The sequence below is a fragment of the Bradyrhizobium sp. USDA 376 genome (genome assembly GCF_054063675.1).
This window is the reverse complement of sequence record NZ_JBSSGN010000001.1, coordinates 2,094,448-2,108,854: the sequence shown is the minus strand read 5'-3', so window position 1 is coordinate 2,108,854 and position 14,407 is coordinate 2,094,448. Positions and strand designations below refer to the sequence as shown.

Annotated in this window: 14 protein-coding genes and 1 pseudogene; 9 read left to right on the top strand and 6 right to left on the bottom strand. The window is 59.6% G+C overall.

The annotated features are described in order from the left end of the window. Nucleotides 1-837 precede the first annotated feature (837 nt). Nucleotides 838-1,122, bottom strand: coding sequence for a DUF3892 domain-containing protein (locus tag ACVJ19_RS09820; RefSeq protein WP_011090958.1), 285 nt, complete (start codon nucleotides 1,120-1,122; stop codon nucleotides 838-840). Between the two features lie 307 nt (nucleotides 1,123-1,429). Between ACVJ19_RS09820 and ACVJ19_RS09815 the strand changes: the two genes are divergently transcribed. Then, nucleotides 1,430-1,708, top strand: coding sequence for a hypothetical protein (locus ACVJ19_RS09815; protein WP_014498626.1), 279 nt, complete (start codon nucleotides 1,430-1,432; stop codon nucleotides 1,706-1,708). Nucleotides 1,709-2,087: 379 nt separating this feature from the next. On the opposite strand, the gene ACVJ19_RS09810 is transcribed toward ACVJ19_RS09815, so the two are convergent. Continuing rightward, nucleotides 2,088-2,848, bottom strand: a protein-coding gene (locus ACVJ19_RS09810; RefSeq protein ID WP_110115815.1) for an IS5-like element ISBj2 family transposase whose coding sequence is annotated in 2 segments (ribosomal slippage) — nucleotides 2,088-2,509 and nucleotides 2,509-2,848 — 762 coding nt in all. Because the reading frame shifts where the segments join, the coding sequence is not laid out codon by codon here. 113 nt (nucleotides 2,849-2,961) lie between these two features. Between ACVJ19_RS09810 and ACVJ19_RS09805 the strand changes: the two genes are divergently transcribed. Then, nucleotides 2,962-3,105, top strand: coding sequence for a hypothetical protein (locus ACVJ19_RS09805; protein ID WP_196238411.1), 144 nt, complete (start codon nucleotides 2,962-2,964; stop codon nucleotides 3,103-3,105). A 239-nt stretch (nucleotides 3,106-3,344) separates the two neighbouring features. Here the strand turns inward: ACVJ19_RS09805 and ACVJ19_RS09800 are convergent, their stop codons facing one another. Further along, nucleotides 3,345-3,578 (bottom strand): helix-turn-helix transcriptional regulator, encoded by a 234-nt coding sequence (locus ACVJ19_RS09800; RefSeq protein ID WP_223153795.1) that lies wholly within the window; start codon nucleotides 3,576-3,578, stop codon nucleotides 3,345-3,347. Between the two features lie 425 nt (nucleotides 3,579-4,003). Here ACVJ19_RS09800 and ACVJ19_RS09795 point away from each other — a divergent pair, with 425 nt between their 5' ends. The 3 genes and pseudogenes from ACVJ19_RS09795 to ACVJ19_RS09785 form a co-directional block, all read left to right on the top strand. Beyond that, complete coding sequence (locus tag ACVJ19_RS09795; protein ID WP_014498629.1) at nucleotides 4,004-4,261, top strand: hypothetical protein; 258 nt, start codon at nucleotides 4,004-4,006, stop codon at nucleotides 4,259-4,261. 647 nt (nucleotides 4,262-4,908) lie between these two features. Further along, nucleotides 4,909-9,234, top strand: coding sequence for a Ulp1 family isopeptidase (locus ACVJ19_RS09790; RefSeq protein WP_011090955.1), 4,326 nt, complete (start codon nucleotides 4,909-4,911; stop codon nucleotides 9,232-9,234). A gap of 362 nt (nucleotides 9,235-9,596) precedes the next feature. Next, nucleotides 9,597-9,918, top strand: a pseudogene (locus ACVJ19_RS09785) (DDE-type integrase/transposase/recombinase); the annotation flags it as partial. A 50-nt stretch (nucleotides 9,919-9,968) separates the two neighbouring features. Here ACVJ19_RS09785 and ACVJ19_RS09780 read toward each other — a convergent pair. Then, nucleotides 9,969-10,226 carry a WGR domain-containing protein gene (locus tag ACVJ19_RS09780; protein WP_011084508.1) on the bottom strand — a complete coding sequence of 86 codons (258 nt, stop codon included), beginning with the start codon at nucleotides 10,224-10,226 and terminating at the stop codon, nucleotides 9,969-9,971. Between the two features lie 569 nt (nucleotides 10,227-10,795). Between ACVJ19_RS09780 and ACVJ19_RS09775 the strand changes: the two genes are divergently transcribed. Beyond that, nucleotides 10,796-11,017 (top strand): hypothetical protein, encoded by a 222-nt coding sequence (locus ACVJ19_RS09775; protein WP_014497999.1) that lies wholly within the window; start codon nucleotides 10,796-10,798, stop codon nucleotides 11,015-11,017. Nucleotides 11,018-11,541: 524 nt separating this feature from the next. Here the strand turns inward: ACVJ19_RS09775 and ACVJ19_RS09770 are convergent. After that, nucleotides 11,542-11,886, bottom strand: a complete 345-nt coding sequence (locus ACVJ19_RS09770) for a hypothetical protein (RefSeq protein ID WP_011084509.1) — start codon at nucleotides 11,884-11,886, stop codon at nucleotides 11,542-11,544. Between the two features lie 156 nt (nucleotides 11,887-12,042). Here ACVJ19_RS09770 and ACVJ19_RS09765 point away from each other — a divergent pair, with 156 nt between their 5' ends. The 3 genes from ACVJ19_RS09765 to ACVJ19_RS09755 are packed head-to-tail and all read left to right on the top strand — an operon-like array spanning nucleotide 12,043 to nucleotide 13,185. Next, on the top strand, nucleotides 12,043-12,417 hold the full coding sequence (locus ACVJ19_RS09765; protein WP_011084510.1) for a transposase: 375 nt from the start codon (nucleotides 12,043-12,045) through the stop codon (nucleotides 12,415-12,417). 19 nt (nucleotides 12,418-12,436) lie between these two features. Next, nucleotides 12,437-12,817: an IS66 family insertion sequence element accessory protein TnpB gene (gene tnpB / locus ACVJ19_RS09760; RefSeq protein ID WP_453949207.1), complete on the top strand. Its 381-nt coding sequence runs from the start codon at nucleotides 12,437-12,439 to the stop codon at nucleotides 12,815-12,817. A gap of 53 nt (nucleotides 12,818-12,870) precedes the next feature. Beyond that, on the top strand, nucleotides 12,871-13,185 hold the full coding sequence (locus tag ACVJ19_RS09755; RefSeq protein ID WP_083635978.1) for a hypothetical protein: 315 nt from the start codon (nucleotides 12,871-12,873) through the stop codon (nucleotides 13,183-13,185). A 35-nt stretch (nucleotides 13,186-13,220) separates the two neighbouring features. Here ACVJ19_RS09755 and ACVJ19_RS09750 read toward each other — a convergent pair. Next, a protein-coding gene (locus tag ACVJ19_RS09750) for an IS3-like element ISRj2 family transposase (RefSeq protein ID WP_085967575.1) occupies nucleotides 13,221-14,350 on the bottom strand; the annotation gives its coding sequence in 2 pieces (ribosomal slippage) (nucleotides 13,221-14,098 and nucleotides 14,098-14,350; 1,131 coding nt in all). Nucleotides 14,351-14,407 lie beyond the last annotated feature (57 nt).

The window sequence follows — 14,407 nt, the reverse complement described above, 5'->3', positions numbered from 1 at the left end:
CCGGTTCGGGTGGCATGCCTGTGAGACTTTCGCCAGCGCGCCCGCGCTGCTTGCGGTGTGCGGGTTAGTCATAAAAGGCACTGGGTGCGCTCGCGATAGCTGACGAAAGGGTGACGGACTGTCTTGCTTCAATCACGACCGACAGGCTGCCAGGACTCCAAGTCAGTCTCCGAAAGAGAGACCCCAGCACGGGCAGCATGCTGGGGCGAGACGTTGGGCTGACGCGAGCCAGAAATCGAGCCACGACTCGATCATTATGACCGTGTAAATGTAGAGCAGCATCACGCACCGGTCAAAATCGCACTGCATGACAGTAATCGGCGGTAGGATCTTCGTTCGCGCTTTGAGGTGCAATCCGAGCAAACGCGAGAAAACGGCAGTTGCTAATCGCGCATAAGCAAATCTCACGTCCTGAAAAACGACCAAGTTGCTATCGCAACCAAAGGCTGTCCACCGGAAAGAGACGGCTTCGCTCTCCGCAAATGTCCGGTGGTTGGCTAGGTGCGAGAGGTTTTACATCAAGCGACGTAAGGAGATTTGGGAGCAGGTGCAGGCAGAAATGGCCGTTGGAGAAAGTGCGAGAATTTCTCGCACTTTATCGAAGCCGAAACGGGCCGAGGGAATAAACAATTCGCATCTGCAGCAGGCCATCTCCACTGGTGCCGGTGCGGCGAGTCTCCGCGCCGTAGCCGATTGGAACGAGCGCAAATCGTTTGACGAGCGCCGCCGCGCTGGCGGCCCTGAAGCTCCGTGTCGGGATGCGCAGGGCGGCCGGAAGGAAAAAGCGTTAGCTCGCGGAAGGGGGGTCTTAGCCGTGGAGGCCGTCGCTAGTGGGGATCACGGGCACTCAGCCAGTGAAAGAAGATTGTCTGGCTGAACGCCGTCCGCCGTTGTCTTGATGTATTTGTGCCCGTTGTGTTCGGCCACGACCACGCCAGCCATGAGTCCGTCTTCTTCGACATAGAACTCCCATTCGCCGCTTTCAATGTCTCTGATCGTCTGAACGACAGACTGCTTCCATTGACTTCCGTTTGAATATTCACCTCCGACACTTTCAATCCTCTCGTGGGGATTCATCCTGTCGGTCTTATTGATGCAGCGAACGCGTGCGAGTTTAACCACAGGGCTCTCTCCTTCGTGCTGCAAAGGCTGGGTGACCAGTTTAGCGTTCAGTGGCGGCCCAGGCAGCCCAACCAATCCTGGTAGGGGCCCGGGAGGCTTTTCGCCGATACAACGCGAGGGCCCCCCGCGGGTTGATGCCCCCCCTCGGGGGCGGGGCGGTCAGTTTTGCAGCTCAAGGCGGTAAGGCTGACCACGGAAGTTAGTGGCGCGCGCGATAGGGACAGCGCTTCTTCGGTATGGAGGCGCCGAGTCACGTGGCCGCTAACTTCACCGCGGCGCGGGTGTGGCAGGGACAGCGTCGTTTCGCATGTTTCGCGACGCCGAGTCGCCCCCGCGCCCCCCCCAGGACTGTTGGGCTCAAAAGGCCGATGAGCGCCGCGAGGAACGATTCTACTGGATATGCGCGCGCATTACGCTAATTGATTTGGCCACATTTCCCCACTTAGGATTTGTGGCCGTCATCTGCATTTTTCTGATTCAGATAGTCGCACTTGCCGCCCTGGCCAGAAAATATGCTGATGAGAACATCGCGATAGCGATCGACAAAATCATCGCATCGATTTGCGACAGGTTCGGGTGGAAGTAGGGCGGCGAGATCCTATCCGTAAAAGCCAATCAAAAAACGGATAGCAAAAAACGCCCCTGCGACTACGGCTGCCGTGATGGCTATCGCGAAACCAACCCTAAAGCTTTCGCTCATCAGTTCCCCCTAGGCCGCAGGCACATCCCCCTCCGAAATTGCGTCTGCGGCCTCCGCTGCGACGGTCCGCAATCATGCCGGTCACTGCGGTAGGTGTGCGACTACAAATTCTTGTAGTTGACCAGTTCGTGTTCTCTGGGCTCGAATTGCTGTCGAGCGGACCCTACGCCAGTCGCGAGCCCAATCGCCGGATGGATTGTAGCCATGACGAATGAACCGGATGATCTCATCGGACGTATTGCTGAGATCGAACTAGGGTCCAGACTCAATTGAGCCAATATGCGACGAGAGCGGCGAGATGAACAGCGGCCAAAAAATTACGGGCGAGCTTGTCATATCGCGTGGCGATGCGCCGGAAGTCCTTGAGCCTGCAAAAGCAGCGTTCGATGACATTTCGTCCTTTGTAGGCGCGTTTGTTGAAGCGATGGATGACGACACGGTTAGATTTATTGGGGATTACGGGCTTGGCGCCGCGACGAATGATTGCGCCGCGAAGCTTGTCGCCATCATACCCTTTGTCGGCGAGGAGCACGCTCATGGGTGGCGCGAGCGCCAGGACATCGGGAGCCGCAGCGATATCGGCATCCTGGCCTGGAGTCAGATGCAGGACGACCGGCCGGCAGAGCGGATCGCTCAGCGCATGGATTTTTGTCGTGCGGCCTCCGCGCGAGCGGCCGATTGCTTGATTGTGCTCCCCCCTTTTCCGCCGGAGGCACACCGGTGAGCTTTAATCGAGGTCGAGTCGAGCGACAGTACGACGCCGTCTTCGCCAGGCTTGGCCAGCGCTTCGAAGATTGCGCACCATCGTCCTCGCTTGGCCCAGCGATTGAAGCGATTGTAGATCGTCGTGTAAGGGCCGTATTCACGTGGACAATCACGCCATCGTGCACCCGATTGCAGCATGTGAATGATGCCGCTGACGATGCGTCGGTCGTCGTCCCGATCCGGCCCCGTCAGTCCCCTCGGCAGATGCGGTTCGATACGCGCCCATTGCCTGTCGTTCAGCCAAAACAAACCAGCGCGCATTCTCTCGCCCCCGAATCAACACGTAGGCAAGAGAATCACGTGGCGCTATTTAGGTACAGACCCTAATTGCTGAGATCGAACTAAATGAATCGGCGGCGATCTGTGTTGAGCAGATGGACGACGAAATCACGCTCGTCATTGCAAGCATTGTCGGCGTTCACTTCCAAGTGACAGTGGAGCAGGCGCTTGAGTTGTCGCGGGCCTTAGCTGTAGCTGCGGAGAATGCGGAAAAATTCCGTAAGTCAGCCAAGACGTAGCGGCTACTTCTTAATCGAGTGCTCTTGCATAAACCGCGCGGCCCTAACGCGCGCTCGCTCCATCATGTCTTCCTTCGCTTTCGCAGTGGCAAGCTCTGATTCAAGCCGCTCGAAGATCGGGAGATAGACTTCACCGCCTTGTGGCGACTGATCCATTAGGATCGCAAGACAATCCAAGCAACGCTCCAGTGTATCGACCGTGATTGGTTCGTCACTGCGGATCGCGAACCGTTTGGTCATCATTCGCCTACGCTGTCCGCGTCAATAGGGAGCTTGCTCCGCTCCCACTCCAATAACTCGGATAGAAGCCAGAACCTGGTGCGGCCACCGAGGCGCGTCGACGGTTGCGGAAAGGCCGCATCGCGCATGCGCCGGAATAGCCAAGTGTTCGATACGCTGCCGTAGCGCTCGCGAACTTGCTTGGCGTTGAGATACTGATCTGTCGCGAGGGCGTTGAGATCAACGGTCGACACGGGCGCCACCGAATCGTTGCTGCCGCCGCACGCTGGAATGGGAGTGTGGCTTTACAATAGGGCAGCACCCACATCCCTATGGACGCGCCGAAGCGCCCCGATAGGTGTGGGCAGCTAGGCCTTCGGTTTCGCCAGCCTCACACCAGGGCCGCCATCGATCGATTGACCATCTGCCAGGAAGATGGCGCCGGCAGATTCGAGGGCGGCGCGGATGGCGGCTATCGAATGACCCGGTGCCGTCGCGTCGGTCTCAACCCTCGTCACGGTGTTTCTGTGCACACCCCGATTTCTCCGCAAGGTCTCGAACGGTCCAGTTCAACAAACCGCGCGCCGCCCTAATTTGTGCACTTGTCACCATGGTTAATTCCTGTATAGTGCATTTGTCACCATAGAGGTGATAGATGCACAATAAAGGAACCCGCCCAATGCTGCAAGCCGCCTCATTTCCGTCCGCTGAACGACCCACCACCCTTTCGCAGTTTCTCTACACCCATCGCCGATTGACCGACCTGGCCCGTGGGCCGCTTCCCAGCGAGATCGTTGAGGAGATGACCCACACCGCATGCGGAATTGCGGAGAGGATCCTTGAGGCGCCCGCCGCAGACTGGCGGGATCTGAGCAAGAAAGCCCTGCTGCTGCTCGACGAATTGCCCTACGAGCAGGAGTGGCTCGATCGTATGTGAATGCGGATCGAAATTTGACCCCTCAATCAGTCTATCTCGTGGGCTAACGTCTTGATTTTTCAAGTGCCGGAAAAGTGACCCCGGCGCCGATCGGCGTCGGACCCCCGCGCCGATTCACAGAAGCATGCGAAAACCATCGAGGCTCGCGGCGAAGACGTTGTCCAGCCGCATCAAGAAGCCGGATATACGTCAGTAGTTGTGGCCGTCGATCCTGATCAAGTCGGTCGTTGCAATCGGGCGGGGTCCATATGGGGTCCGGACGCCGATCGGCGTCCCAAGTGCTTGATGGGTCAATGTTCAGCGTCGATTCACAAAGATGTTGGCTGGAGATAGTCCTCGCCGCGAAAGCTGGCCGTACGCCTCACCGATGAGGAGCAGTATTTTGTCTCTGAATCTTCGGTCTATCGGCTGTTGACGGCGAAGCGCGCAGGCACATGCGCCATGCTGTCTTGGCGCGGCAATTGTCGTCATCAGGTTCTCGACAGCTTCCCCATTTAAGTTTAACAAACATACAGGGCTGATCCCCTTGGAAGAACATCCGCTGCCGATGCTCACGGTGCGTGCCTGCCGGCGCTGTAAAGGGCGGTTTGTTGCTGATTGCCCGGCATGTCAGATCGATAGCCCAGGTTCATATTTGAAGAGGACGGATGGATTTCCCCTTGACCAAGTCGGTGCATGAACAATCGGGCAGCACGGGTCCGCAAGAGAGCTCACCCGCGGCTCCGTCTGCAGCCGCGGCGACCTTTGAGCGGCAATTGAGAGAGATCAGCAGTTCAGGTGTGGGTGGTGGAGCAATGCCGGCCGCCGCTGCGCTGCAGCCGGCTCAATCAACGGAGGTTTTGATAGGGAGGCAGTGCAATCAGATCCTTTACTCCGAGGATGCTCGCCTTATCTCGGGGCTTGAGAAGGCCCTTACGAAGGGCGGGGCCGCCAAAGGCACCACCAATAACTATTTACGTGTTCTTCGCGGCTTTGGCCATTGGCTCTCCGCAAATAACAAAAAGGGCATCTCTGCTCGGCTCGACGACAAAAAATCGCTGTCTCAAGATGCGCGCGAGTTCAGCGGAGAGGGTGAGCCCTGGAAACTTCTTACAGCAATAGGTCATCTCCGAAATTCGCAGTCGACCGGCGAAGTCGTGCCGATCACACGCCACGTTGAGGTAAATCCTTATCAGCAGGACGCGGAACTCATCAAAGAGTACCAAAACGAAGTAGCGTCAGAGATGGGCAAGAGGGATGCAACCGCTCTTCGCAATTTCAGCGACTACCTGCGTGACAACAACAAGAAGGGTATTGTTGGTCGGCTTCGCGGCGAGTTGTTAAATGAAGATGTTAAGAGCTATAAGAAAGTCTCCGCTTTTCGTTCGAAAATCGGTGTCGCGCTGGATCGTCTCCGAAAATCGTCGGCCGGCGCTAAGGCGATGGATCTCGAGCGCAATATTGATCCCGAAGACGCGGCCCTGAAGGAGTCGAGGCAGGTCGGCGACGCCGCTGCGCAGCACAGTTCGTCGCAGAAAGCTGGCAGTTGGCCAGAGGAATTGCTTCCTGCGGAAGGCCATGATCAGAATTTGCTTTTGGGGCCGATGGACGAACCCGGCGCGTCGTCCTCGGCGCCGCAGCCGACTCAGTCAACTGGGATTTTGAGAGGGAGGAGGAGACGGCCTCTTTATCCCGAGGATGCTGCCCTTATTTCGGGGCTTGAGAAGGCCCTCATCAAGGGCGGGGCCGCCGAAGGCACCGCCAAGGACCATGTACGTACTCTTCTCAGCTTTGGCCAGAGGCTCTACGCAAATAACAAAGATCCCATTGCTGCTCGGCTCGACGACGAAAAGTCACTGACCGCTGATGCGCGCGAGTTGTTCGAAAAGCGTCCCGCGACACTCCATAGGGCAATAGACCATCTCAGGACCTCGCGGTCGACGGGCGGAATCGTGCCGATCGCAGGCCGCACTGAGTTGCATCCTTATCCCCAGGACGCGGCACTCATCAAAGAGTACAAAAACGAAGTAGCGACAGATGCCGGCAAGAGGGATGCAACTGCTCTTCGCAATTTCAGCGACTACCTGCGTGACAACAACAGGCCGGGCATTGCTGCTGGGCTCGGCACGTCGTTTGATGGAGATGTCGAGAGCTATAGGAAGGTCGCCGGTGCTGATTCCAGGATTGGTGCCGCACTGGCTCGTCTCCGAAAATCGCAGGCCGGCGCTGAGGCGATGGAGCACGAGCGCCATATTGATCCCGAAGAGGCGGCCCTGAGGGAGTCGAGGCGGGTCGGCGACGCCGCTGCGCAGCACATTGCGTCGCAGAAGGGTGGCAGTTGGCCAGAGGAATTGCTTCCTGCGGAAGGCCATGATCAGGATTTGCTTTTGGGGCTGATGGATGAACCCGGCCCGTCGTCCTCGGCGCCGCAGTCGGCTCAGTCAACTTGGATTGTGATAGGGAAGAGGAAGCAGCCTCTTTATTCCGTGGATGCTCCCCTTATTTCGGGGCTTGAGAGGGCCCTCATCAAGGGCGGGTTCAGCAAATCCGCTGCCGAGCAGCACGGAGGTTCCCTTCGTAGCTTTAGCCGTTGGCTTTTCGCAAAAGAAAAACCGAGCATTCGTGATCGGCTCGACAATAAGTCGCTGACCGATGGCGGTGAGGTGCTCGAGTTCACCGGAGAGGGTAATCCAAAGAGACTCGTTCAGGCAATCGACTATCTCCGGACCTTGCGGTCGACGGGCGAAGTGCCGATCTCACGACGCGCTAAGCTGAATCCTCACCCCCAGAACGTGGCCTTTATCAATCCCGAAGACACGGTACTGATGGAGCCGAGGCGCGTCGACGCCGCCGCTGCGCAGCACAGCGCGTCGCAGGAAACTGGCCGTCGGCCAGAGGAGCTTCCCGCGGAAGGCCGCGATCAGGATTTGCTTTTGGGGCTGATGGACGAACCCCGCTCGTCGTCATCTCTCGAGCCAGCCGCGCGCCATGACCAGGCACCGGATCCCGGAGAGCCCGACCGCCAGCAGTCCCCGGACGAGCCGATGGCTGCGCTTGCCAGGAGCAACCGCCTGCCAAGCGAGGAGGTCCTCATCAACGATGAGCATGACACAGCTGAGTTGAGGCCAGCGAAGAGGCAGAGGACCCTAAACAATCCGCAAGGCGTTGCCGGCGAGCGGCAGCTGAGCGAGATCGCCAATTCAGGCGGCCAGCCGACACCGGCGCCTACCCATCAACAGGGTACGTCGTCATGGGAGACGCAGCCGATGCTGCTGCGGAGCGGCTACGAAGATGTCACGGCGCCGCATGCGGTCGCGATGTACGTCGGGGGCGCCGCTGCGCAGCACAGCGCGCGGCAGCGAGCTGTCAGTCGGCCATTGGTCCTCCCGGAAGGTTACGATCAGGATCTGCGCTTAATGGTGGAAGACGGCCCATCGTGGCCCGAGGTTCCTCCTGAGCAGGCGCAGGACATAGTCCAAGCTGGGCAGGAACCTGCCCGGCCGACCGTGGAAGCAGCGCCAACGCACTCTGCCAGGGCTCGCTCAAATACCTACGGCGGTATTGAGGTGTCGTTTAATCCGAATTCGCCCGCATCATTTGAGTTGCGTGACAATGCTTGGAGCCCGGCGCCTGGCTTTCCGCCGCCGTTTGCCGGGCCGGTACCGGGGCATCACCAGGGCGCTCAACAGCTCGGCTCGCCGCAGGGGCTTTCTCCGGTGTCCGCCCACTCGGACGATGACGCTTTGGCGTGGTTGAGCGAGGAGCTTGCGCGGCAGATGCAAGAACCGGCATCACCATCAACTGCCAGGGCTCAGGATCTCTATCGTGGATTTGAGGCACTCCTTGATCCGGATGTGGCCGAGTTGGATGACAGTGCTCACTTTGCGCCAGCGCCTTCTGCCAGGGCTTGCTCAGACACCTACGGCGGTCTTGAGGTATCGTTTAATCCGAATTCGCCCACATCATTTGAGTTGCGCGACAATGCTTGGAGCCGGGCGCCTGGCTTTCCGCCGCCGTTTGCCGGGCCGGTACCGGGGCATCACCAGGGCGCTCGACAGCTCGGCTCGCCGCAGGGGCTTTCTCCGGTGTCCGCCCACTCGGACGATGACGCTTTGGCGTGGTTGAGCGAGGAGCTTGCGCGGCAGATGCAAGAACCGGCATCACCATCAACTGCCAGGGCTCAGGATCTCTATCGTGGGTTTGGGGCACTGCTTGATCCGGATGCGGCCGAGTTGGATGACAGTGCTCACTTTGCGCCAGCGCCTTCTGCCAGGGCTCGTTCAGACACCTACGACGGTCTTCCATTGGTTGATCTGACCGCGCCCGCACCGTCCCCATTGCGCGACGATATCGTGCGGCGGTTTCCGATCACCTCCTCCGATGCTCAGATCGGGGCGTTGAATCCGATAGCCTTGTCCCATAACCGCGGGCTGGTGCTCGAGGACACGGAATGGCTGGGCGACGAGCATATCCTCAGGGATTACCAGCTTCAGGAGCTGGATTTGCAGAGGAGCGATTCGGATCTCGCCGCCCGGACGCGGTTCGTAGATCCCCTCGAAGCGCTGCGGCTGCGCCTGGGCGCGGAGAGCGACGTGCTACGCGTATTCCATCGCATCGTCCATGATCGGCGTGATAACGATACAGCCGACTTCCTGTTGCTGCCAGTGAACGATGCCAGTGCTACGGACCGCGGCAGGCATTGGTCGCTGCTGTTCGTTGATCGCAGCAACCGGCAACGGCCTGTCGCCTATCACTACGATTCCTACGGGAGATACAACGAGACGCATGCAAGACAACTCGCAGAAAGGCTGAACCTCGCCCTGCAGCCCGCCGGCATGGCCCAGCAGCAGAACACTTGTGATTGCGGCGTCTTTGTCGTGGACGGCACGCGGGAGCTGGTTAGGCAATTGGCGCAAGGACGGGAGCCAGACCAGCTGAACCTCAGCAACGTCGTTGCCAATCGGCAGGCACTGCAAGCGCGACTCAGGGGTTGATGTCGCCGTGGGCGGACCCTCGCGGCGCTTCTCTTTGAGCTTGAATGACGGCTGGAAGAAGTTCACCAGCAGGCGCGCCGCGGCGTAGAGACGTGCCATCACGCGGGCCGTCTCGCCCCCGTCGAAGCGCCCGTATCCGACGAGCCGCCGGACCACCGACAGCGCGATGCGGTTGTCGGCAAGGGCGAGCGCGCGACGCTGCGCTTCGGAAAGACCGGTCAGCTGACCGGCGCCTCGAGGAGACCGAGCTTTCGCGCGGCCAGGTATCGGCCTTCGCCCGCGATGATCGTGCCATCGCTGTCGACGAGCAGCGGGTACCGTCAAGTTAACGAATTGGAGCGGCCGAGGGGTAGACGACCGGCATGCCGACCGCCCGGGACCCTCTTTATCGCCGCCATCGCTTCCCATCGGAAGTGATCAGCTATGCCGTTTGGTTGTATTTCCGGTTTCCCAGCGGCTCATGAAGAAGCTCTTGAAATCCGCCGGCACGCCGCCGCGCGTGATGATCACGGACAAGCGTTCGCACGGCGCTGCGAGGGCGAAGATGGGCTTTTTCGTCGAACATCGCCAGCACAGAGCTCTCAACAATCGGGCTGAGAATTCTCATCAGCCGACGCGGCAACGCGGCGGATCATGAAGCGTTTCAAATCGTCCCGTCAGGCTCAACGGTTTCTGTCACTTCACGTTCCAGGCATCGTAAGTGGATCCGTAATCCCCGGGAAATTGACGAAACCTCAGACTCTCTCCTCAGCAGAGGTGTATCCGCGCCTGCGCTTGGCGCGCTCCAGCCGTCCGAATGCTTCGCCCGCTTCAGCGCTGGCATCGAAAGTCTGCACCATCGTCTGGCCGGTCGTGCCGATCCGGCCCCAGTCGCGGATCAGCGAGACCCCGCCGAACAAGGTCGGTTGGATCGAAAGCAAGTAAAACCGCCGCATGTTGCGGGTGGTGTCGATGCGGCGAAGGTGAAGCGGCCCTAGCTTAAGGTTCGGCATGCATGGATTCTCGCTTCCTGTGGAAGCGAGGTCCAATGCTTTCTATGAATCGATCAGGGCCAAACGATTCATTCTCTCGCTACATCAATTGCACCAGGCGGGTGTCTTCGGACTGTGGCGATGATGTGGAGGCTCCACGGCCCGATTTGAACCCCACCGTCTCGCGGCAAAACCGAGACCGCAGTCTGAACTGATCGAGAAGCTCACTGAATCGCGCCGGAGCTAGGTCCAAGCATTGTCGATCCAGCAGCCTCAGCAAGGTTTGAAAGCTGACTAGGTGACATCGGTGCAGCCGTTGAGCGATCGACGGAGCAATTGCGGACGAACGGGAAATCGAAGTCCGGACACGGGTGAATTATGGAATGACACCCGGGCACTTCTTTGCCGGTGCTGCTGCAGAGAATCAAGCGCGCGATGTGGTCGGACATCGCCGACCTGCGTCTGGCAGCCCGACCAACCTTATGGGGTGTTGAAGAAGCGCGCGGCCTCTTAAAGGCCGCATTCTCTGTGGTAGGGCAGTATCTGAAAGCGCGTATGGCCGCGCAACCTGAGGCGAGAGGAGGATTCCGATGTTCGAGGCTAAAGACTATCGCGTGTGCTGCCATCACTTTGTCACCCCGACCGACCGCGCCGTCTACCCGGCGCAAGAGCCCTTACTAACCTACTCTGAGGCCCTCCGGCAGGTGCAGACCGAGCAGGCCAAGGGCTACATGGTGGCCTGGGTCATCGATCGCACCGGAGCAGGCGCCACCAATGAGATTGGTGGTTCGAACGCATCGGTTCGACGTTGATCGTAAGCGCAGCTCTGGCCCTTGGATTGGCGCTTGACGTCTGTTTTGATTACGGTGTGAGCCGGCACGGCTTCCACTTTTCCGACAACGTTGACGCTGGCCTCAAGCGCCTGCCTGTCGTCGAACCACTTTTTAGAGCTTGATCACATGATCGCAGCCGCGCCGAAGATCGAAGAGGCTGCAATGCCGTTTCCACGCCGAGTCACAAGCAGAAGAAACTCAACCAGGACTCGCGCTGGTCAGCGTCATCAGAAACTGTGCACGCTCGACAGGACGATCGAGCCAGTGCGTCGAGGTCTATTCCTGCATAGGAGGACGCGGCGAGGCGGCGGGAAAGTTGGAAGGTTGGGATCCAGCAAGGTCCCGATTCGCGCGCTGTACCTCGGCGGTCCCAAACACGAGGACGCAGAGAGGTCTGTTTTGGGCGCGGGATTTTGGCTGGGACACGAGCCCGTCAGAGCGTTGCCGCCGCCGCTCTGAAATGGTCGGGAAACCTTCCGATCGTGCGAGACTCTTATCTAACCTCACTTGTGATCCGCTCCCCTCGAGACTTTTGGAAGATATCCCAACTGCCGTTCCAGAGCAGCTAAGGTTCGACGGGCCGAATCCAATCTCGCAGTCGCCTCGACCAGGTCGGCCCATGTTTTATCCGACCGTGCAACCGCCGTGGAGCCGGTCTCAAACAGGTTGTTGTTGAGATGCGGGGCCGCTTCGCCTCGCAGGGCACGCTCCAAATCGAGCAGGGTGCTCGTCAGCGCTCGATGCGCGCACGCGTCCTCTCGTTCCAGGTTTTCCGCCACGTCGAGCGCCGCACGATAGTGTCGTATCGCTGCAACGACTCTGCTCTCGAGGTCGGGCTCATCGCTCATCTGCTTTTCTCTCCACGAATCTTTGAGCAATTTGTGTCGGTCTGAACGAGCAAAAATTGTAAGCGGAGCTTTTCTCCCATTTGATTGACTGGTTTCGCTTCGGCTTTCGCTCTGCGATCCTTGGCTTGTCAGAGAGCCGAGAGGAGACTGAAGGCGATGGAACAATCGGGGGAGGAAGCCGAAGCTGATGGCTTTGTGGGGAAGCTTACGCGCCGGACGCGTTCTGGATGCCGGTTATGGTCTGCGGAGATCAAGGGGCGCGCTGTTTTCGAGAGCATGAAGCCCGACGCCCGGGTATGTGATGTCGCACGGCGTTATGGTGTGAAGGCCCAGCAGTTGACGACGTGGCGCAGATTGGCGCGTGCTGGCCGGCTCGCATTGGTCACGGACGACGCGGCGGATTTCGTGTCGATCGAGCTGAGCGATCCAGTGGCGCCAGGCAAGAGCGAGGGCCCGTCGAGATTACGATTGGCAAGGTTTCGGTCCGCCTGGATGCGGACGTGTCGGCGGTGCGGATCGCGGAGATCGTGACTGCGATCGAGCGCGGCGCATGATCATTCCGGCGCAGGAACTGCGGATTGTGCTTGCTGTGCGTCCTGTTGACTTCCGGTGCGGGCACGACGCGCTGGCCGGTCTTGTGCAAAACACACTTGGGCTCGATCCGCATTCGGGCCTGATCGTGGTTTTTCGTTCGAAGCGCGCCGACCGGCTGAAGATTTTGCTATGGGACGGCACGGGCCTCGTTTTGGTCTACAAGCGCCTTGGCCGCGATGGTCGTTTCGAGTGGCCGCAGATCAGCGACGGCGTCATGCATCTGACGCGCGTGCAGTTCGAAGCGCTGTTTGAAGGGCTGAACTGGAAGCGATTTGAAGGGCTGAACTGGAAGCGAGTGGGCGAACGGATTGTCGCGACGCCAGCTGCGGCGAACTGACTCAGACCCGACAACCTGTTTCGCGCGGGGCTTTGGGATGATAGCTTGCGGATGTGCCGCCGTCCCCCATTGATCCCGCCCGTCTTGCAGCGCTGCCCGCCGATTTGCGCGCGCTCTTCCGCGCGCAGGAAGCGATGATTGAAGCCGAGCGTCGTCGCGCAGACGATGAATGCTCGGCGCGCCTTCATGTCGAGAGTGAACTGGCTGCGTCCAAAGAGAGCGTCGAACGCCTCGAACTGCTCGTGAAGGAGTACGAGAGAGCTGGCCCCGGTTGTTTGGACAGCGCCCCGCTGGATTTAAGTGGATTCCTGCCGGGTTATGCTGAACGCGGGGCTTTACGATTTTGTCGTTGCGTCGGGAGGGCGTAGCCCGACCAGAGCGACGACAAAATCGTCGGCGACGGTCATGCGGCCATCACCATAGCTTGCGTGCCGAAGTAAGCCTCGTCGGGCGTGCGCCCGTCAAGGCTCGAGTGAGGGCGTCCCTGATTGTAGAAGGCCAGATACTTGGCAATTGACGCTCGCGCCTCGGACACGCTGTCGTAGGCGCGGAGATAAACTTCTTCGTATTTGACCGTGCGCCAGAGCCGCTCGACAAACACGTTGTCGCGCCAGGCGCCCTTGCCGTCCATGCTGATGGCGATCTTCGCGTCCAGCAGCACATCGGTGAACTCGAGGCTGGTGAACTGGCTGCCCTGATCCGTGTTGAAAATCTCGGGCCTGCCGTGCTTCGCCAACGCCTCCTGGACCGCTTGGACGCAGAAGGCCGCCTCCATTGTGATCGAGACGCGATGGGCCAGGACCCGTCGGCTGAACACATCGACGACCGCCGCGAGATAGACGAAGCCACGCCGCATCGGAATGTAGGTGATGTCCATTGCCCACGCATGGTCGGGCCGCTCGATCTTCAATCCGCGCAACAGGTACGGGTAGATCTTGTGACCCGGAGCCGGCTTGCTCGTGTTCGGGCGACGATAGACCGCCTCGATCCCCATGCGCTTCATCAGCGTCGCGATGTGGCGGCGACCGGCGTATACCCCCTCCCGCCGCAGCAACGATCGCAGCATACGCGCTCCCGCGAAGGGATAATCGAGATGCAGCTCATCGAGCCGACGCATCAAGGCAAGGTCCTCGGCCGAAACTGGCCGAGGTTCATAGTAGACCGTGCTGCGAGCCAGCTTCAGGACCTTCGCCTGGCGCACGATAGAAAGATCATGACCGCGGTCGATCATCGCTTTGCGCTCAGCAGGCCCGCCTTGGTGAGCGCGCCGGACAAAAAATCGTTTTCCAACGCCAGCTCGCCGATCTTGGCATGTAACGCCTTCAAATCGACCGGCGTCTCGGCCGATGTCTTGTCATGCCCAAACACGCCGGCGGCGCCTTCCAGGAGCTGGTTTTTCCAGATCGTGATCTGGTTCGGATGAACATCAAACAGTTGCGCCAGCTCCGCCAGTGTCTTGTCTCCTTTGACCGCAGCCAAAGCAACCTTCGCCTTGAATGCCGGAGAATGCGTCCGGCGGCTCTTCTTCGTCATCTTCGCTCCTGATTCGCAGCAAGAATCCTCGCCGCTGTCAGGCAGAAAATCCACTCA